Below are 19,244 nucleotides of genomic sequence, written 5' to 3'. Positions count from 1 at the left end.
ATTTCAAGCAACCGCTTTTTATATTAATATCGATAACCTATTGTATAACTTTCACTTTTACAGATTTACGCCCCCAGCTATTAGCACTACCATCTGAACCGACTAATACATCAATACGATTTCCTTTAATCGCACCACCAGTGTCTCCAGCAATCGCTTCTCCATATCCTTCTACCCATACTTTTGATCCAAGCGGAATTACTTTCGGATCAACAGCAATTACTTTCATATTTGGATTTGCTGTTAAATCATGCCCCATTGCAGTTAATACACGACCACCATACGAACCATTCTCACTCGGATCTGCTGTATATGCCGTCGCTTCTACTGTAATTTCACGACCACCAGTAGGCGCACTTGTTTCAGTAGATTTTGCAACTGGTTTTGCAGCCGGTTTTTCTTTTACCACAGGTTTACTTGATTCTACATTCTTAATAGAATCGTTACTCTTAACAGACTCTTTATTCTTAACTACTGTATTATTTTTAACCGGCGTATTTGTTCTAGCTGGCGCTTCTTCTTGAGCTACAACCTCTTTCTTTTCGATTACAGGTGCTGTTCCTGTTAAAAATGGCACGTGAACATATCCAACTTTTCCATTGTAGTCGAATTGTAACCATTCATTTTGAACTTGATTCGTCGTTTCAATCACATCATTTTTATTAAGTTTACCTAAAATTTCAGAATCAGTATTCGCTCCAGCACGAACATTTAATACGCCCGCCGTTACATAATATGTGCTCTTTGTAAAATCGGCACTTACAAACGCTTCCTTACCGTTCAACTTAATTTTTGTCCATCCATTTTCTGTATTTATAACATCTAGTGTATTCCCACTTAACACTTTACCTACAAGCTTTGACTCTACATTTGGGTTTTCTCTAACATTTAATACGTCTGTTGTTACAATTGTTTCCGCTTTAGCAGAACCCGCAAAAATCCCAAGACCAAAAACTGCTGCTGTTGCTATACCTAATAATTTTTTCATGAATAGCCTCCATTTGCTTTGTTTTCGTATTTTCATTATAGCAACAGATTTTTAGAATTTTTAGAAATCACACAATTACAAAGCATTCGTAATATACGATTAACGAGTTGTAACATAAATTTCCATATTAATAAAATGTATTTCTCATACAATCTCCAGTGGTTTTCATATATTTTTCATATACGAGCACAAGAACTTTTTTCCAGAAAAAATTACAGTGTTACTTTTTTGTTACAAAAAATTCACAATTCGTTACATCTTTTACCAAAAAACATCAATATTTAATTGTTAACCTATTTTTTTGTAATAAAAAGAGAGCAGCTACTAAAAGCTGCTCTCTTTTCATTTGTTATTGAACTTTCTTTTTCCAAACACCTAGCATAATAGCCGAGACAATCGTTCCAATTAATATAGAGAAAATATATAGTAACGGTTTATTTACTAACGCTATTACAAATAATCCACCATGCGGTGCTGGTAATGTAATTTGGAATAACATAGATAACGCACCTGCAATACTTGAACCAACAACACAACTTACGATTACTCGAACCGGATCTGCAGCTGCAAACGGAATCGCACCTTCTGTAATGAACGATGCTCCCATAATATAATTTGTTAAACCAGATTTACGTTCCGCTTCTGTAAACTTTGATTTAAAGAATGTAGTTGCAAATGCAATCGCAAGTGGCGGTACCATACCACCAGCCATAACTGCTGAGTGCACTCCAAAATTCTGTGCTTCTATTGCAGCAATACCAAACGTAAACGCCGCTTTATTAATTGGACCACCCATATCAATTGCCATCATACCACCTAAAATAAGACCTAGTAATATAGCATTCGTACCGTTTAAACCATTTAACCACCCTGTCAACATTTCATTTAATGCTACTACAGGCGGAATCACTGCTTTTTGCATTACAACTCCTGTAATCAATAATCCAAAGACTGGATATAACAAAACAGGTTTAATTCCTTCTAATTGTACTGGTAGTCCTGAAAATAATCTTTTCAACCCTAAAACAACATATCCAGCTAAGAAACCAGCAATTAATCCACCTAAAAAGCCAGCATTCGCATTCGCCGCTAAAAATCCACCTACAACACCAGGCATAAAACCAGGACGATCAGCAATAGAACTTGCAATAAATCCAGCTAAAATTGGTACAAGGAATAAAAACGCACCTGTTTTTCCTCCACCAATTGACATGAACAATTCAGCTAAAGGACCTTCCGCCTTTATACCACCAAACGAAAACGCTAGCGCTATTAAAATCCCGCCGCCAACAACGAACGGAAGCATATTACTTACGCCATTCATTAAATGCTTATAAATTCCTAATCCTTTTTCTTTTTCCGTACTTTCTGCCTTTCCATCTTCTTTTACACCTTTAAAGATTGGTGCATCTTGCTTTACAGCTCGATTAAGAAGTGTTTCCGTTTTTCTAATCCCATCAGCGACTGGTACTTGAATGACATGTTTACCAGCAAAACGATTCATTTCTACTTGTTTATCCGCCGCAACAATAATAGCTGTTGCTCGTTCAATGTCTTCTTTTGTTAAACCGTTTTTTATACCTGTTGATCCGTTCGTTTCAACTTTAATTGCGATTCCTAGCTCTGCTGCTTTTGCTTTCAAGCTATCTGCGGCCATATACGTGTGAGCGATTCCAGTTGGGCAAGCCGTAACTGCCAATACGTACGGTTCATTTCCTTCTGGTTTGGCGACTTCAATCTCTTCTTCTTTTTCATTCTCTTTTTCATCAAATAGTTGAAGAAGCTCACTTTCATCCTTTGCTTCTAATAGTTGCTTGCGAAACCCTTCATCCATTAATAATGTCGATAAACGAGACAACGTTTCTAAATGAGTATTATTCGCTCCTTCACTTGCAGCAATCATAAAGAATAAGTGTGCTGGCTGTCCGTCAAGCGACTCATAATTGATACCGCTTACACTTCTACCAAAACAAATCGATGGTTGTTTAACAGCCTTTGTCTTCGCATGAGGTATTGCAATACCTTCCCCTATTCCAGTCGTACTTTGGGACTCCCGCTTTAAAATAGCTTCTTTAAATTCCATTTTACTATTTAAACGATTTGCCCCATTTAATTTCTCAACTAATTCATCTATGACAGCTTCTTTATTTGAAGCTGTCAAATCCATAATGACTGTATCTCTTTTTAATAGTTCTGTAATTTTCATATGTTGCTTCCCCCTATCGCTTAGCTACAATTACTTGCGACAATAATTCTTCTACTTTTTCCTTCTTACATAAATCAGCTGAAAATGCTGTTGCACTCCCTGTTGCAACGCCGTATTGAAATGCCTTTTCAATATCTTTTGTCTGTTCATATTTGCCTACAAACCCTGCAACAAGAGAATCTCCGGCCCCAACTGAATTAATTACAACACCTTTTGGAACAGTCGCTTCATATATACCTTCTGCCGTAAATAATAAAGCTCCCTCTCCAGCCATCGATACGATAACGTGTTTTATACCTTGTTCAATTAATTTTCTTCCATAAGGTAAAACGTCCTCTACTGTTGAAAGCTCCACTCCAAACAACTCACCAAGTTCATGATGGTTTGGCTTAATTAAAAATGGCTTATTTTTAATTACATGCTGCAGTGCACTTCCACTCGCATCGACTACTACTCGAATACCTTTTTCAGCTCCGAGCGCTGCGATTGATTCATAAAAGGTAGTTGGGATAGATGCAGGTACACTTCCAGCTAGCACAACGCAATCTCCCTGCTTCATACTTTCGATTTGTTTCATTAATTGTTCAAATTGCTCATTTGTCACATTAGGACCTTGCCCATTTAATTCTGTCTCTTCTTGTCCTTTTATTTTCACATTAATTCGGGAATCTCCGTCTACTTGGATGAAGTTTGTCATTACGCCTTCCGCCTGTAATACACCTTTAATAAATTGACCGGTGAATCCACCAGTAAATCCAAGTGCTATATTTTCCACACCTAAACGATGGAGAACGCGAGAAACATTAATCCCTTTTCCTCCAGGAAACTTCATATCTTTCTCTGCTCGATTGACTGCGCCTAAATCAAAGGAATTAACTTGTACTACATAATCAATAGATGGGTTTAAAGTAACTGTATAGATCATTGTTTATCAGCCTCAATTACATTGGTTTGTCTTTTATATTTTTCTAAATCAATTTCTAAATGGTTTGTAATAATATTTGCTTCTTCAACATTTGCAATTTTCGCAAATGCAACTTCTGAAAACTTACTTTCATCAATTAAGAAATATCCTTCGTTTGCTAATGTTAATGCCATTTGTTTTAAGAGCGCTTCTTCTGGATCTGGCGTTGTAAAGCCAAGCTGTTCATGTACACCATTTGCACCTAAAAAACATTTATCAAAACGATACTTCTGCATACTTTCCTGTGCCATAGCACCGATTAAAGCTTTCGTCCTACTCTTCATCATTCCACCTAGTAAATACGCACGAATATTATTTTCAACTAAAGCTTCAATATGCATAAGTCCATTCGTAACGACAGTCACATCTTTATTTATTAAAAATGGAATCATTTCAAATGTTGTACTTCCTGCATCTAAATAAATACAATCACCTTGTTCAATAACGCTAGCCGCATAATTAGCAATTTGTTGTTTTATTTGAATGTTTTTGGATGATTTTTCAACCATCGTTGGTTCTTGCCCTTTTCCTGTTAAAACAGCGGCACCACCATGAACTCTTTTTAATAACCTTTGCTTTTCCAATTGTGCTAAATCACGGCGAATTGTCGACTCAGAGCTTTCTGTTCTTTCAACTAATTGCTGTAATTTTACAACTTTCTGTTCTTTTACAAGTTGCAATATCATTTGATGACGTTCAGGAGTTAACATTTTATTCACCTCTTCTTTGATTACAGTATAATGAAAACGGTCACAAAAATCAACCACAAACAATCAAAAATAATCAAAAACACCCATAAACATTTATAAACAGTAAAAAGAAACCTATTCGATTAAACAATCAAATAGGTTTCTTTTCTAAATTCACTTATAAAGAAGCTTTATATATACTTAAAACATCATCTTTATTTAATTTTTTAAAGTTACCAAATTCACCATACGCCATCGCTTTATTAGCCATTATATCAATTTCATTTTCTCCAATACCGTAATCAGCTAATGTTGCTGGCGCTTCAATTGAAGTCCAAAATTGACGCAGCGCCTTAATTCCTTCTAAAGCCACTTCTTTATCTGTTTTGCCATCTGTTTCTATATCAAATACACGAATAGCGAACTGTTTAAAACGACTTACATTTTCCTCTACAACATGTTTCATCCAGTTCGGGAATAAAATCGCAAGGCCACCCCCGTGTGGTATATCATGAACAGCAGAAACTGCATGCTCAATATTATGAGTCGCCCAATCTCCTTTTACTCCCATCGCTAAAATGCCGTTTAACGCCATAGTACCACAATATAAAATAGTTTCTCTATGCTCATAATTTTCTAAATCACTTAAAAGCTTAGGTGCTGTCTCAATTACTGTTTTTAAAACAGCTTCACAATAACGATCTTGTAGTTCTGTATTCGTTCCATGATGGAAATATTGTTCTAATACGTGCGACATAATATCTACCATACCGTAAATTGTTTGATCTTTCGGTACAGAAGTAGTATGAACTGGATCTAAAATTGAAAACTGCGGGAAAGTAACCGGGCTACCCCATCCATACTTTTCATTCGTTTCCCAGTTTGTAATTACCGAGCCTGCATTCATTTCAGATCCTGTTGCTGCAAGAGTAAGTACAGTACCAAATGGTAATGCCTCATTAGCAAATGTTTTTTTCGTTACAATATCCCATACATCTCCATCGTACTTACTACCAGCTGCAATTGCCTTCGTACAGTCGATCACACTTCCTCCACCAACTGCTAAAATAAATTCAACACCATTTTCTTTACAAATTTGAATCCCTTTCTTTACAGTTGATACACGTGGATTCGGTTCAACACCTGTCAATTCAAATACTTCTGCATTTATATCCTTTAAAATAGAAATTACATTATCATAAATACCGTTTCTTTTAATGCTGCCTCCCCCGTATACGAGAAGAACTTTTTTACCGAACTGTGGAATTTCAGTTTTTAACTGCTCTAATTGACCTTTACCGAAAATAAGTTTCGTTGGATTACGAAATACAAAATTTTGCATATTCCTTTACCATCCCTTCTATATGAAAAGCAACTATACTTTTGTATACCATATTTTTTTCATTTCACAAAAATATTTGCTTAATAAAAAAATCCCAGCCTACAGGCTGAGATTTTTTATTGGTAATAAGGTGAGATCATTAAGTAAACAATAACACCAGATAAACTTACATATAACCAAATCGGCATCGTCCAACGTACAATTTTACGATGACGTGTTAATTGATTTGTAAAACCAAATACAAGTGCAAACAATGCAAGCGGTACAATAATTGCCGCCAGGATAATATGTGTAATTAAAATGATGAAATACACATATTTAATGAATCCTTCTCCGCCAAAATGTGTTGCTGGCGCTAAGTAATGATAAGATAAATAAGAAACACAAAATAGCAACGTCGTTGTAAATGCTGCCAGGATGAAACCACGGTGCATTTTCACATTCTTCTTAATAATAGAGTATAGAGCTGCTAATAAGAATACGAACGTAAAGCTATTAAAAATTGCATTTAACATTGGTAAAATTGTTACATCAAAATGTAATTCTCCTTCATAGCCAACAGGTCCAAAGAACAAAAATAAAATAATCGCATTTACAATTACAGAAAGCGTTATCACAATAGGAGCATAGCTTTTCTGATTTGTTGATTGATCCACCAAAATGGTCACTCCCTCTTCCTTCAAATATGTATACGTAACCTCACTATTTTAACATACTATTCACAGTGTAAATGTGACAATAGTTTGACACAGCAAGATAAGACAAAGAAAAAATCCTTCTTAATAAAACTTCTTAAGAAGGATTTTATCGCTTTATTATTCAAATAGCAACGCGATTAGTTTTTGTTAAAAAATGTATCGCTATATGCTTGAAAAATTTCAGACACTTGATATCCCATTAAAGAAATTGCTGTTAATGAAAAGAAACCAATCATAAGAAATCGAAACCACATATAAATCTCCTCCTTGTATTTAGCTTAAAAAACATTCGCTATATTACAAGTTGAGTGGCACTCTTCATCGTCACTTTCCTTTTTCCTTACAATTGCTGTAATAAATCGAATCATAAAGAAAATAACAAAAGGAATTTGTTCGTAATTCACATTGGCATAGTTTAGCAACGGCTCGCGCTGCATATCGAACGGGGATGAGAAGGAATAGAACATACCTTGCTCTTCCATATATACAATTACAATTTTCATGCAAAATACGATTCCTAGAAACGAAACAATATCTTGCCATTCTGTCGTATATAACAGGTTATACAGCTCTAATACGTACTCTTCCATTATCATCCCCCCCTTCCTTTTTTACCATTTTGCTCGCCTTCGTATAAAAAGTCAAGAAAAAAGTTTATATCCACTATGACAATAGTAATTACTTGTTTCTATGATTATATATGATTCTTTTATAGCAATGACTGGGTGTAACTCTCTTCGAAAATTAGAATCGAACAGATTCCTCATTCTTACTTTTAGGATTCAAAACTGTGCTATTTTTATTTCTATTAAAAATAAAATAAGAAAGTATGATAAGAACAGTAACAAACATTGTTAAAAGTGCTTGTGAACGTAAAGTATCAATTGCGAACATCGCAACTAAAACTGCTATAATAGCAACAATTGTAACATACGTTACATACGGAAAAAGCCACATTTTCACTTTCAAATTTTGTTGTTCCACTTTCCCCATTTTTTTACGCATCTTTAAATGCGAAACTGCAATAACGAGATAAACTAGTAACGCAATCCCGCCAGATGCATTCACTAAAAACAAAAAGACTTTATCTGGAGAAATGTAACTAAACACAACGCCAATATAAGCGAAGAAAGTTCCAAATAAAACGGCCCGAACTGGAACACCACTACTGTTCAATTTCAAAAACGCCTTTGGAGCATCTCCTCTTTCTGCCATCGAAAAAAGCATTCTTGAGTTTGTATATAAACCCGAATTTAAACAAGAGAGTACAGCTGTTAAAACGATAAAATTCATAATTTGTGCCGCAGCTGGTATTCCTATATGTTCCAATACAGCTACAAATGGACTTTTTAATATGTTTGCTGAATTCCATGGCAGTAGCGTAACAACTACCGCTATAGACCCAATAAAAAATACAAGAATACGCCAAATCACACTGTTTGTTGCTGTTTTTACTGCTTTTACAGGTTCTGCAGATTCACCTGCGGCTACCGCTACAATTTCTGATCCCATAAATGAAAATATAACGACAGTAATTCCAAGCAGTACCGAACTTATACCGTTTGGCATAAATCCACCTTGTCCAATTAAATTCGAAGTGCCGGGTGCTTCTGTTCCTGGAACAAATCCTAAAATAACAGCAAGACCTAGACAAAGGAACAAAACAATACTTATTACTTTAATAAAAGAAAACCAATATTCAAACTCTCCAAATGATTTCACCGAAAAAACGTTCGTCAGCGTTAATAAAATTGTTAATATTAAACTTAATAACCAAAGCGGTATTTGTGGAATCCAATATTGGATAATACCAGCACCTGCTGTGGCTTCTATTGCAATAACAATTACCCAAAAAAACCAGTATAACCAGCCTATTGTATAACCCGCCCAAGGACCAATCGCTTCTCTTGCATACGTTGCAAATGAACCACTTGTCGGATTAACAGCTGCCATTTCTCCTAGCATTCTCATGACGAAAATGACTAGAAGTCCTGCTAATGCATATGAAACGATAGAACCTGGTCCTGCCGAATGTACAACTGCACCACTTCCAACAAACAAACCAGCCCCTATTACACCGCCAATTGAAATCATTGTAATGTGGCGTATTTTGAGGTCTTTCTTTAGATTTTTATCCAAATCTTGTACATCCCCTTCCAAACTAAATTTTGAAATTTATGTAAGAGTACTGTGCGAAAGATTTTGTCCTATACTTTAAAATATATCAAAATATTCTGAATTCAACAATTAAAATTCAACCTCCTTCAAAAATTATTACATTAGGTTTAATACTTTCCCATACACAATTGTTGAGAAAATTATAGTCCCTTTACAAAAGAAAGAATTTTCAGATATTATTAAATAAACAAGATTATACATCTAGACAACTTTTTGTATAGGAGTGTTGATATGTTAAACAAGTTCAAATTTTTTTGTTGTATTTTAGTAATGTTCTTACTTCTACCGTTATCCCCTTTCCAAGCACAAGCAGCAAACAATTTAGGTTCAAAATTACTCGTTGGATACTGGCATAATTTTGATAACGGTACTGGCATTATTAAATTAAAAGACGTTTCACCAAAATGGGATGTAATCAATGTATCTTTTGGTGAAACTGGTGGTGATCGTTCCACTGTTGAATTTTCTCCTGTGTATGGTACAGATGCAGAATTCAAATCAGATATTTCTTATTTAAAAAGTAAAGGAAAGAAAATAGTTCTTTCAATAGGTGGACAAAATGGGGTCGTTTTACTTCCTGACAATGCCGCTAAGGATCGTTTTATTAATTCCATACAATCTCTGATCGATAAATACGGTTTTGACGGAATAGATATTGACCTTGAATCAGGTATTTACTTAAACGGAAATGACACTAACTTCAAAAACCCAACTACCCCTCAAATCGTAAATCTTATTTCAGCTATTCGAACAATCTCAGATCATTATGGTCCAGATTTTCTATTAAGCATGGCCCCTGAAACAGCTTATGTTCAAGGCGGATATAGCGCATATGGAAGCATATGGGGTGCATATTTACCAATTATTTACGGAGTGAAAGATAAACTAACATACATTCACGTTCAACACTACAACGCTGGTAGCGGGATTGGAATGGACGGTAATAACTACAATCAAGGTACTGCAGACTACGAGGTCGCTATGGCAGATATGCTCTTACATGGTTTTCCTGTAGGTGGTAATGCAAATAACATTTTCCCAGCTCTTCGTTCAGATCAAGTCATGATTGGGCTTCCAGCAGCACCAGCGGCAGCTCCAAGTGGTGGATACATTTCGCCAACTGAAATGAAAAAAGCTTTAAATTATATCATTAAAGGAGTTCCATTCGGAGGAAAGTATAAACTTTCTAACCAGAGTGGCTATCCTGCATTCCGCGGCCTAATGTCTTGGTCTATTAATTGGGATGCAAAAAACAACTTTGAATTCTCTAGTAACTATAGAACATATTTTGATGGTCTTTCCTTGCAAAAATAACAAAGTAAAACTATAATTAGCCCTCATCAATCGGACATTTATGGGCAATCAATGCAGGATAAAAACAACAATAGGTCCCTTTATAGGTCCTATTGTTGTTTTTTACTTATGAAAATTACTTTGTCACATCTAAAGTTTTAAGAAACTCTTTTCCATCGACCAACATCGCACGTTCCTTGGAATCATATTGTTAAATATTCTAGTTACTATTTTGCTTCAACACAAAAATTGAAAGCTCAGGTACACTACAAAATCTAACAGGCATCCTAGTAGTCCCAATGCCACGATTTACATATAAATATAACGGCTTACTCTTCCCCTCTACTTCATACATACCTTCAACGTAGTGCTCAGCTAGTTTGGTAGTAATTAACGGACCTACAAAAGGAATTTGGACTTGTCCTCCGTGACTATGTCCTGACAGTTGAAGATCAACTGGGTAACGATTTATTTTGGTTACAACATCCGGCTCATGTACTAATAACATGTTGAAATCATTTTGTTTCAAGTTTTTTAAAGTTGAATCTATTTGCGGCTTCCCTAATAGAAAATCATCCAAACCTGATATTATAATATATTTGCCGTTTTCCACTTTAATTTTCTGCACTTCATTTACTAATACAGAAAAACCAGCTTCTTCCATATATTTTTTGTAAAATAAACTACCGCCCCCGCCCCTATCATGATTCCCAAACACAGCATATTTCCCTAAGGGAGCGTAAATTTTCTGCAAAATAACCTTCGCTTCTTCTCTTTCCGCACTATAAGACCCAAATTTATCTATTAAATCTCCGGTAAAAACTACTATATCTGGATGTAATTCATTCATCTTCTCCACTAAATGTTCAAGTTGTTTCAGTGTAAACTCTGGTCCTAAATGTACATCTGAAAACTGCAATATTTTTTTATTATTAAACTCTTTAGGAATTGTAGAAGCTTCTATTTCATTCCACGTAACTGTTACTAGTTTTCGTTCTATTTCTGTCGCATAATAATACAAACTTACTGGTATCATTAATATACTTATAAAACTAATAATAAATATCTTTACGATTGATTTTTTTCGTTCTTTTTTTACATGATTCGTATTCATGTTTTCACCTCTAGAAACACTTTAAATCCTTATTGTTACATTCATGTGACAACATGAACAATGTTATCAATATGTAATTCCCTCTCTATTCACTTTGACAATTTTATACAGAAGTCATAACATATTTTTATAATACATAGATTTTCGAAATTTTTTCTATTCATTCCATCATTTTATTACGGAGGGGTTATTCATGTCTGTATTTACACCAGAAGAAATTACGGAACTTGCTGCTAATTCCGGAAGAAAAAAAGCTCATTTATCATTACTCCCTATGTTAATTCTCGGTTTTTTTGGCGGTGCTTTTATAGCATTAGGGTATTTACTCGATATTCATGTTATTGGAACAATGCCAAAGGCTTGGGGATCATTTACTAGTTTTCTAGGCGCTGCTGTATTCCCTATTGGCCTTATTCTCGTTATTCTTGCAGGCGGTGAACTAGTAACTGGTAACATGATGACAGTTTCTATGGCCTGGCTTCAAAAGAAAATTACTTTATTTTATTTCATACGAAATTTAGTTATTGTTACATTTAGCAATTTCATAGGGGCTGTATTTGTAGCCTACTTTTTCGGTCATATCGTTGGCTTAACTGAAGGAGCTTTTTTAGCAAAAACTATTTCTATCGCTCAAGCGAAACTACAAGATACACCATTGCAAGCATTTATTTCTGCAATCGGATGTAATTGGCTCGTTTGTTTAGCTGTTTGGCTCAGTATGGGAAGTAAAGAATTTATCGGAAAGATTATCGGTATTTGGTTCCCGGTTATGACTTTTGTTGCGATTGGATTTCAACACGTTGTAGCCAATATGTTTGTCATCCCAGCCGCCATTTTTGCCGGTCATTTCACTTGGGCTGAATATTTTCCAAACTTTATTTTTGTTTTCTTTGGAAATTTAGTAGGAGGTATGTTATTTGTAGCACTACCTTACTTCATATCTTATAATAAGAAACTACCTGCTCATCAAGAGAAGACTGAAATGAAGAACAAATCTCTGTCCGCTTAAATGGAATGTCTATAAAGTGCCCTAAAAAATATTACAAATTTCATTTTTTTTGCGAATATATGTACGTACACTTGTTCTCGAATGTTTTATACGTTATAATAACAACTTAAATAGCATTATTTACATATGAGGTGAAAAACATGAACAAAACAGAATTAATTAAAAACGTAGCACAAAATGCTGAGATTTCTCAAAAAGAAGCTACTGTAGTTGTACAAACTGTAGTAGAATCAATCACTAACACTTTAGCTGCTGGTGAAAAAGTACAACTTATCGGATTCGGTACATTCGAAGTTCGTGAAAGAGCTGCTCGTACAGGCCGTAACCCACAAACTGGTGAAGAAATGCAAATCGCAGCTTCTAAAGTACCTGCTTTCAAAGCTGGTAAAGAACTAAAAGAAGCTGTAAAATAATGAAAAATATCCTTCTCATTTATGAGAAGGATATTTTTTTCATAACATAATTAATAAAAATCTGACCATTATGTTGTTTCTTTTGTTCTTTTATGCAAATAAAACCTTTACTTTCAAAAAAAGGTTTTGCGGTAATGCTCGCCTCTGTATATATCTCCCTATGCCCTAGGTTCACTGCTTCTTTTTCTAACTTCTGTAGTATGTATGAAGCGACTCTTTTCCCTTGATAATCTTTATGCGTAAATAAACGATCTACGTAACGATCATCGTTATAATCCCCAAACCCCACAATCACACCTTTATGATCCGCTACATAGCTAATATTCTTTTCTAAAGACTGTAACCAATTTTCTCTATCTAGTTGCTCCGGTGCCCACGCCTGTAGCTGTAACTCATTATAATCTTTTGCATTAACCGTATGAACTGTTTCATAGAACAATTGTAATACTTGATCTAAATCTTCTTTCTGGAATGTTCTAATTATAATATCTTTTAACATATATAAGTCTCCTTACGAAACTACCTCTTAACTTTTCTACTACATACGATTCTATATTTCTACTTTATTATATCGTTTTAATTTCTATACGAACAAAAAAAACAATACTTATTCAAAGTATTGTTTTTTAATTCTATTCAATTACTTAATGTAGCTCTTTAAGATTTTAATTTAACTCTTTGTAATCGTAATGCATTTAATACAACGGATACAGAACTAAATGCCATCGCTGCTCCAGCAACCCAAGGGGCTAAGAAACCTAATGCCGCAATTGGAATTCCTAACGCGTTATAAGCTAATGCCCAGAATAAATTTTGTTTAATATTTCTTATCGTCATTTTACTCATAAAGATCGCATCAGCAATACTATTTAAGTCACCGCGGATTAACGTTATATCCGCTGCTTCCATCGCTACATCCGTTCCCGTTCCAATTGCCATACCAATGTTCGCTGTAGCAAGAGCAGGAGCATCATTTATCCCGTCTCCAACCATCGCTACTTTCTTACCATTTGCTTGCAGTTTTTTCACTTCTTCTGCTTTTCCTTCTGGCAATACTTCTGCAATTACGTGATCAATACCAACTTGCTTTGCAATTGCCTGAGCAGTTTGTGTATTATCTCCTGTAATCATCACAACGTCTAGACCCATTTTTTTCAGTCTTGCGATAGCTGCTTTTGAAGTATCTTTTACAGTATCTGCAACGGCAACTATACCAGCATATTCTTTATCGATTGCAATAAGCATTGCTGTTTTTCCTTCTCGTTCTTGCGCTTCCATTGATTTAGAAACTTCTTCAATATCAATATTGAATTTCTTCATTAATCGACGTGTACCAATTAATAAGTGTTTTCCTTCTACAACTGATTCGATACCAAATCCCGGAATCGCTTCAAACGTTTCTGAACTTGGGATATCAATTTTCTTTTCTTTAATTCCTTCTACAATCGCTTCTGCAAGTGGATGTTCAGAATTTCTTTCTGCTGCCCCTACTAATCTAAGCAGTTCATTTTCATTGAATCCATCTGCTACAATTACATCTGTTAACACCGGCTTCCCATTTGTCACTGTACCCGTTTTATCTAAAATAACCGTATCTAATCGGTGCGTTGCTTCTAAATGCTCTCCACCTTTAAATAAAATACCATACTCTGCTGATCTTCCTGATCCTGCCATAATAGATGTAGGCGTTGCAAGACCTAATGCACATGGACAAGCGATAACAAGTACTGCTATCATTTTCTCAAGTGCTCCGCCAAAATCACCAGGTGTAACAAATATCATCCATACTGCAAATGTGATAATCGCAATCACAACTACAACCGGTACGAAAATACCTGAAATTTGATCTGCTACCCTTTGAATAGGAGCTTTTGAACCTTGTGCCTCTTCTACTACTTTAATAATTTGAGCTAATGCAGTATCTCTTCCTACTTTAGTTGCTTTCACTTTTAAAAATCCATTTTTATTTATTGTCGAACCTATTACTACATCCCCAATTGACTTATCAACAGGAATACTTTCACCCGTTAACATCGATTCATCAATTGCTGACTTTCCTTCTACAATCTCACCATCTACTGGTATTTTTTCACCAGGCTTTACATAGACGATATCACCAGCTACTACTTCTTCAATCAAAATTTTTATTTCTGTTCCATCTCGCACAACTGTAGCTGTCTTCGCTTGTAAACCCATCAATTTTTTAATTGCTTCTGATGAGCGCCCTTTTGCTTTCGCTTCAAATAATTTACCTAAAATAATTAATGTAATAAGTACCGCACTCGTTTCAAAATATAAATCTGTCATATGTTTCGAAGAACCAATAGATTGAATACTTAAATATACACTATAGAAATACGCGGCCGACGTTCCAAGTGCCACGAGAACATCCATATTCGCACTTTTATTACGTAACGCTTTATAAGCTCCAACATAAAACTGTCCACCAATGATAAATTGAACAGGGGTTGCAAGTGCTAGTTGCACCCAAGGGCTCATTAACATATCCGGTAAATAAATAAACGACGTAAATGAGAAATGACTAACCATTGCCCACAATAATGGGAAAGATAAAATAAACGAAATAATAAACTTCTTCTTTTGTCTTTCAATTTCTTGTAATCGATGATCAGTTGATGCATCTTGATTATCTGGTTTCACTTCTAATTTATATCCTAGCTTCGTAATCGCACTCTTCATTTCATTTACATTAACTTCATCAGGATTAAAGTCTACTGTAGCTGATTCTAAAGCAAAATTTACTGTCGCTTTGTTCACACCATCTAACTTATTTAAGCGCTTTTCAACTCTATTTGCACATGCTGCACATGTCATTCCTGAAACAGTAAATTCAGCTTTATCACTTACAATTCCATATCCTAACGATTCAACTTTTTCTTTAAACTGTTGCGGATTTGTTTTAGTTGGATCGTACATTATTTTTGTTTTTTCAAGTGCAAAATTTACATTCGCCTCATGAACACCTTCTACTTTTTTTAGACCTTTTTCAATTCTATTTGCACATGCCGCACATGTCATTCCTGATATTTGAAGATTGGCCTCTTTTTTTTCATTCATGTCTCTCACCTCTATATACCCTTATGAGGTATAATTATTAGCAAAATAAATCGTACTTCATTTAAAGTACGATTTATTTCCATATCTAAAAATAATTATTGAACATCGTATCCTTGGTCTTCGATTACAGCAACGATATCTTTTAATGTTACGGCAGACGAGTCGATAGTAACTTCAACAGTTCCTTCTGCTAATTGAACCTTCACTTGTTCAACACCGTTTAGCTCTTTCACACTGCTTTCGATAGCATTTACACAATGTCCACAAGACATACCTTCAACCTGTAATGTTAACTGTTCCATTTAAAATCCTCCTCTTGTTTATTCATTGTTTGTTAATCACAATTACATCTTACCATACCCCCCTAAGGTAATCAATGGTTTTATATCATGATTTTTCAATTATTTTCTAAAAGTTTATTTTACACACACTTTTTCACATCAATACGCCGAGATCTTATTATGAAGGTAAACAAAAAAAAACAAGCCAGTGACATACTAGCTTGTTTTTACGCTTTTGAAAAACGTTCAAATACAGTCATTAATTCTTCAATTGCTTCGTCACCATTGCCATCTTTAATAGCACCTGAAACACAATGACTTGTATGGTTTTTTAATACACCCATTCCTACTTTTTTCATCGCTGCATTAATCGCTGAAATTTGCACTAAAATATCCACGCAATAACGATCATTTTCAATCATATTTTGAATACCGCGGACCTGTCCTTCAATTCTCTTTAATCTATTTATAATCTGTTCTTTTTCTTTTTCTGATCTATGTGTTACTGCTTCATGCTCTTTATGATCCATATTATCACCTTCTTAAAGTTTCTCTTCACCCAATAAAACAATTGTTTTTATGAGTATACCAATTATAGCATTAAATATCTACGCACGATACCCCATAAGAGTATATTTACGCTTTATGATTATTCTTAACAATGCATTAGCTTCTTAATCTCAATTTTTAGTATACCCTTTCCTTTTTGTCAAAAAAATCATTATATCTCTCATCAAAATTCAATAAAGTGAAACAAGAATAAGCGGGGATTACCCGCCCCCGCTTATTCTTCATCTATAATATTAAAATCTTAATTTTCAGATATTTAATCCAAGAATTTTTTCTTTCCATATATAATTATTGTTGATCACATACTTTTGTATCATTCACTACTGAAGTTCCTTCAACGGTTACCGTATGAAAACAGTCATTTACTCGAACTGTTACAACATTATCTTGCCGGTCAATGATATGATATTCATTAAAATTTTTATTCAGAGCACTGCGAATTTGTTCTCCTTCATAAATTGGGATGCCATGCGATAGAACCCAAATAAGTCCAGCGATAGCAAGAATAGTTTTCATACGATCTACCTCCTTGGGAATATAGTGAACTTTTAATCCATACTTTTTCAGCTCTACAAATCATGATCGGAATAAACCGAGCCTTTTTGGAAATAAGTTCATTTCGTCTATTTTATGTTTATGCTAATTGTGACCGTTTTGTGACAACTTTTTGTCTCTTTAGACGAAAAGTTGAAACAAAACTTTCAAAAAGGACAATTCTACATATCAAAAAAGGTTATGGAATGTTTCATCCATAACCTTTTTTCCTATATGTAACTAATAAATCTCAACCCTTTACTTAAAGACGTCGGCACAACAGATGCATGATTCTCCCCTTCAGCTTCATAAAACTTAAATTTAAGTTTATCGTGGTTTACTTGGAGAAGGCGCTCTGATAATTCATTTGCACCTACAACCATATGCTCTCGTTCTAGTGACCCAACTGTAAGGAACACTCCTGTTTCAAACTTAGCATTGTTTAATTCATTTATAAGGTTCTCTTCTTTTTCAAGTACGGATTTATTATTCCACCATATAGATGGACTACTAATAAAATAATTTTGAAAAGCATTTAAGTTTGTAAATAGTATATGGAGAGCAAATAATCCACCTAAAGAATGCCCAAATAACGTTTGCTTACCTTTATCAATCTCAAAATTCTTTTCAATTTGTGGTTTCAGTTCTTCTTCAATAAAAGTAAAGAAATTATGTGCTCCTCCTGTTTTAGGCCACGGTTTACCGTCTGGTTTTAAAGGGGCATCTTTTGAAATTACGCTAGGCGTAAAATCATAACATCTTTCTTCCCCTGAAAATGCGCCTTCAATTGGATAACCCACTCCTACTATAACAGCTGGTGAAACACCAGTTTTTTCCGCTCTTACTGATTGTATTTTAACTGCTTCATGAAATGTTTGAAAAAAGGCATTGCCATCTAATACGTAAATGACAGGATATCCTGAATCCGGTGCTGGTTGCCTCGGCTTTGAAATATGAATTTGATATTCCTTACCTTCTAATTTTGAATACATTTTCCACTGTTCTGTATTAGATATTATAATCTGCTGTTTTTCAACTGTAGTATTCACCCTATCCCCCCTTTTTAACTTGTTACATATATTTCGATTTTTTCTTCTTGAGATACAACGCTATCATAACCGAAACAAACAGGAGCCCCGTTATACGGATCAATCATGACACGTGCATCAATATGAAATACTTCTTTTAATACTTCATTTGTAATGATTTCTTCTGGGCTACCAGTTGTAACAATTTCTCCTTCCTTCATTGCAATAATTTCATCTGAAAATCTTGCTGCATGGTTGATATCATGTAATACCATAACAACCGTACAATTATGTTCTTTATTTAACTTCTCCACAATTTGTAATACATCTAATTGATGAGACATATCAAGGTATGTAGTTGGCTCATCTAATAGCAACACTTCTGTCTCTTGTGCTAATGCCATCGCTAGCCATACCTTTTGTCTTTGACCACCTGATAAATTTGCAATTTGTCTCGTTCGAAATTCAGAAGTTTTCGTTATATTTAATGCCCAATCAATCATTTCTTTATCTTTTGTCGTTAACTTATTTACGTTATTTCGATGTGGATAGCGTCCATAAGAAATTAATTCTTCCACTTTAAGTTCACCTGGTGCAATTGGAGTTTGCGGGAGTAAAGCTAACTGCTTCGCAATTTCTTTCGTTGAAATTGTATGTAAATCTTGCCCTTGCAAATATACTTTTCCGCTTTTTTGTTTTAAAATTCTTCCCATTGTTTTTAACAATGTCGATTTACCGCAACCGTTTGGACCTATAATTGTCGTTACTTTTCCTTCTTGTATTTCCACATTTAAATCGCGAAACACTGTAAGCTTTTCATAACTTGTTTCTAAATTTTTTGCACTTAAAATACTCACTT

General features: G+C 34.7%; 19 protein-coding genes. 3 read left to right on the top strand and 16 right to left on the bottom strand.

What is annotated here, in order from left to right:
- Positions 1-37: 37 nt before the first annotated feature.
- The 8 genes from entD to gabP all read right to left on the bottom strand — a co-directional run bounded on the left by entD (position 38) and on the right by gabP (position 9,026).
- Complete coding sequence (entD, locus tag B9A45_RS10845) at positions 38-988, bottom strand: cell wall-binding protein EntD (RefSeq protein WP_000734613.1); 951 nt, start codon at positions 986-988, stop codon at positions 38-40.
- Positions 989-1,337: 349 nt separating this feature from the next.
- Complete coding sequence (locus B9A45_RS10835) at positions 1,338-3,194, bottom strand: PTS fructose transporter subunit IIABC (RefSeq protein WP_000704595.1); 1,857 nt, start codon at positions 3,192-3,194, stop codon at positions 1,338-1,340.
- Between the two features lie 13 nt (positions 3,195-3,207).
- Entirely contained in the window at positions 3,208-4,119 is a 912-nt protein-coding gene (gene pfkB / locus B9A45_RS10830) for a 1-phosphofructokinase (protein ID WP_000640830.1), read from the bottom strand.
- Entirely contained in the window at positions 4,116-4,868 is a 753-nt protein-coding gene (locus B9A45_RS10825) for a DeoR/GlpR family DNA-binding transcription regulator (RefSeq protein WP_000957286.1), read from the bottom strand. Before B9A45_RS10825 ends, pfkB begins: the two co-directional genes overlap by 4 nt.
- Before the next feature lie 157 nt (positions 4,869-5,025).
- The gene (locus tag B9A45_RS10820) at positions 5,026-6,189 is read right to left on the bottom strand and encodes an iron-containing alcohol dehydrogenase (RefSeq protein ID WP_001179092.1); all 1,164 of its coding nucleotides are present in this window, start codon (positions 6,187-6,189) and stop codon (positions 5,026-5,028) included.
- 116 nt (positions 6,190-6,305) lie between these two features.
- Positions 6,306-6,848 (bottom strand): DUF420 domain-containing protein, encoded by a 543-nt coding sequence (locus tag B9A45_RS10815; protein WP_000228314.1) that lies wholly within the window; start codon positions 6,846-6,848, stop codon positions 6,306-6,308.
- 317 nt (positions 6,849-7,165) lie between these two features.
- Positions 7,166-7,483: a hypothetical protein gene (locus tag B9A45_RS10805; RefSeq protein WP_103595474.1), complete on the bottom strand. Its 318-nt coding sequence runs from the start codon at positions 7,481-7,483 to the stop codon at positions 7,166-7,168.
- A gap of 148 nt (positions 7,484-7,631) precedes the next feature.
- Positions 7,632-9,026 (bottom strand): GABA permease, encoded by a 1,395-nt coding sequence (gene gabP, locus B9A45_RS10800; RefSeq protein ID WP_000360110.1) that lies wholly within the window; start codon positions 9,024-9,026, stop codon positions 7,632-7,634.
- A 270-nt stretch (positions 9,027-9,296) separates the two neighbouring features.
- Here gabP and B9A45_RS10790 point away from each other — a divergent pair, with 270 nt between their 5' ends.
- Positions 9,297-10,379: a chitinase gene (locus tag B9A45_RS10790; RefSeq protein ID WP_000932439.1), complete on the top strand. Its 1,083-nt coding sequence runs from the start codon at positions 9,297-9,299 to the stop codon at positions 10,377-10,379.
- A 199-nt stretch (positions 10,380-10,578) separates the two neighbouring features.
- On the opposite strand, the gene B9A45_RS10785 is transcribed toward B9A45_RS10790, so the two are convergent.
- Positions 10,579-11,472 (bottom strand): metallophosphoesterase, encoded by an 894-nt coding sequence (locus B9A45_RS10785; protein ID WP_001095345.1) that lies wholly within the window; start codon positions 11,470-11,472, stop codon positions 10,579-10,581.
- 193 nt (positions 11,473-11,665) lie between these two features.
- On the opposite strand from B9A45_RS10785, the gene B9A45_RS10780 reads away from it, so the two are divergent.
- Both B9A45_RS10780 and B9A45_RS10775 read left to right on the top strand, forming a co-directional pair.
- Positions 11,666-12,481, top strand: a complete 816-nt coding sequence (locus B9A45_RS10780; protein ID WP_000110530.1) for a formate/nitrite transporter family protein — start codon at positions 11,666-11,668, stop codon at positions 12,479-12,481.
- Positions 12,482-12,621: 140 nt separating this feature from the next.
- Positions 12,622-12,894 carry an HU family DNA-binding protein gene (locus tag B9A45_RS10775; protein WP_001043904.1) on the top strand — a complete coding sequence of 91 codons (273 nt, stop codon included), beginning with the start codon at positions 12,622-12,624 and terminating at the stop codon, positions 12,892-12,894.
- A gap of 19 nt (positions 12,895-12,913) precedes the next feature.
- Here the strand turns inward: B9A45_RS10775 and B9A45_RS10770 are convergent, their stop codons facing one another.
- The 7 genes from B9A45_RS10770 to B9A45_RS10740 form a co-directional block, all read right to left on the bottom strand.
- Positions 12,914-13,393: a GNAT family N-acetyltransferase gene (locus B9A45_RS10770; RefSeq protein WP_000910155.1), complete on the bottom strand. Its 480-nt coding sequence runs from the start codon at positions 13,391-13,393 to the stop codon at positions 12,914-12,916.
- Between the two features lie 158 nt (positions 13,394-13,551).
- Positions 13,552-15,972 carry a heavy metal translocating P-type ATPase gene (locus tag B9A45_RS10765; RefSeq protein ID WP_016111201.1) on the bottom strand — a complete coding sequence of 807 codons (2,421 nt, stop codon included), beginning with the start codon at positions 15,970-15,972 and terminating at the stop codon, positions 13,552-13,554.
- Positions 15,973-16,067: 95 nt separating this feature from the next.
- Positions 16,068-16,274 (bottom strand): copper chaperone CopZ, encoded by a 207-nt coding sequence (gene copZ / locus B9A45_RS10760; RefSeq protein ID WP_000436973.1) that lies wholly within the window; start codon positions 16,272-16,274, stop codon positions 16,068-16,070.
- 206 nt (positions 16,275-16,480) lie between these two features.
- Positions 16,481-16,783, bottom strand: a complete 303-nt coding sequence (locus B9A45_RS10755) for a metal-sensing transcriptional repressor (RefSeq protein WP_000349636.1) — start codon at positions 16,781-16,783, stop codon at positions 16,481-16,483.
- A 328-nt stretch (positions 16,784-17,111) separates the two neighbouring features.
- Entirely contained in the window at positions 17,112-17,339 is a 228-nt protein-coding gene (locus B9A45_RS10750) for a hypothetical protein (protein ID WP_000849103.1), read from the bottom strand.
- A 248-nt stretch (positions 17,340-17,587) separates the two neighbouring features.
- On the bottom strand, positions 17,588-18,406 hold the full coding sequence (locus B9A45_RS10745) for an alpha/beta hydrolase (RefSeq protein ID WP_001098697.1): 819 nt from the start codon (positions 18,404-18,406) through the stop codon (positions 17,588-17,590).
- Positions 18,407-18,420: 14 nt separating this feature from the next.
- Entirely contained in the window at positions 18,421-19,242 is an 822-nt protein-coding gene (locus B9A45_RS10740) for an ABC transporter ATP-binding protein (RefSeq protein WP_000025773.1), read from the bottom strand.
- Positions 19,243-19,244: the final 2 nt, after the last annotated feature.

Source organism: Bacillus sp. JKS001846 (genome assembly GCF_900176455.1).
In the GTDB taxonomy this organism is placed as follows: domain Bacteria; phylum Bacillota; class Bacilli; order Bacillales; family Bacillaceae_G; genus Bacillus_A; species Bacillus_A cereus.
The sequence above is the reverse complement of the archived record's forward strand: the minus strand, read 5'-3'. Positions and strand labels throughout refer to the sequence as shown.

What these genes read in the sequence shown, in the direction of transcription:
- entD (WP_000734613.1), bottom strand. Translation starts at nt 988, where the DNA reads ATGAAAAAATTATTAGGTATAGCAACAGCAGCAGTTTTTGGTCTTGGG.
- B9A45_RS10835 (WP_000704595.1), bottom strand. Translation starts at nt 3,194, where the DNA reads ATGAAAATTACAGAACTATTAAAAAGAGATACAGTCATTATGGATTTG.
- pfkB (WP_000640830.1), bottom strand. Translation starts at nt 4,119, where the DNA reads ATGATCTATACAGTTACTTTAAACCCATCTATTGATTATGTAGTACAA.
- B9A45_RS10825 (WP_000957286.1), bottom strand. Translation starts at nt 4,868, where the DNA reads ATGTTAACTCCTGAACGTCATCAAATGATATTGCAACTTGTAAAAGAA.
- B9A45_RS10820 (WP_001179092.1), bottom strand. Translation starts at nt 6,189, where the DNA reads ATGCAAAATTTTGTATTTCGTAATCCAACGAAACTTATTTTCGGTAAA.
- B9A45_RS10805 (WP_103595474.1), bottom strand. Translation starts at nt 7,483, where the DNA reads ATGATAATGGAAGAGTACGTATTAGAGCTGTATAACCTGTTATATACG.
- B9A45_RS10790 (WP_000932439.1), top strand. Translation starts at nt 9,297, where the DNA reads ATGTTAAACAAGTTCAAATTTTTTTGTTGTATTTTAGTAATGTTCTTA.
- B9A45_RS10785 (WP_001095345.1), bottom strand. Translation starts at nt 11,472, where the DNA reads ATGAATACGAATCATGTAAAAAAAGAACGAAAAAAATCAATCGTAAAG.
- B9A45_RS10780 (WP_000110530.1), top strand. Translation starts at nt 11,666, where the DNA reads ATGTCTGTATTTACACCAGAAGAAATTACGGAACTTGCTGCTAATTCC.
- B9A45_RS10775 (WP_001043904.1), top strand. Translation starts at nt 12,622, where the DNA reads ATGAACAAAACAGAATTAATTAAAAACGTAGCACAAAATGCTGAGATT.
- B9A45_RS10770 (WP_000910155.1), bottom strand. Translation starts at nt 13,393, where the DNA reads ATGTTAAAAGATATTATAATTAGAACATTCCAGAAAGAAGATTTAGAT.
- B9A45_RS10765 (WP_016111201.1), bottom strand. Translation starts at nt 15,972, where the DNA reads ATGAATGAAAAAAAAGAGGCCAATCTTCAAATATCAGGAATGACATGT.
- copZ (WP_000436973.1), bottom strand. Translation starts at nt 16,274, where the DNA reads ATGGAACAGTTAACATTACAGGTTGAAGGTATGTCTTGTGGACATTGT.
- B9A45_RS10755 (WP_000349636.1), bottom strand. Translation starts at nt 16,783, where the DNA reads ATGGATCATAAAGAGCATGAAGCAGTAACACATAGATCAGAAAAAGAA.
- B9A45_RS10750 (WP_000849103.1), bottom strand. Translation starts at nt 17,339, where the DNA reads ATGAAAACTATTCTTGCTATCGCTGGACTTATTTGGGTTCTATCGCAT.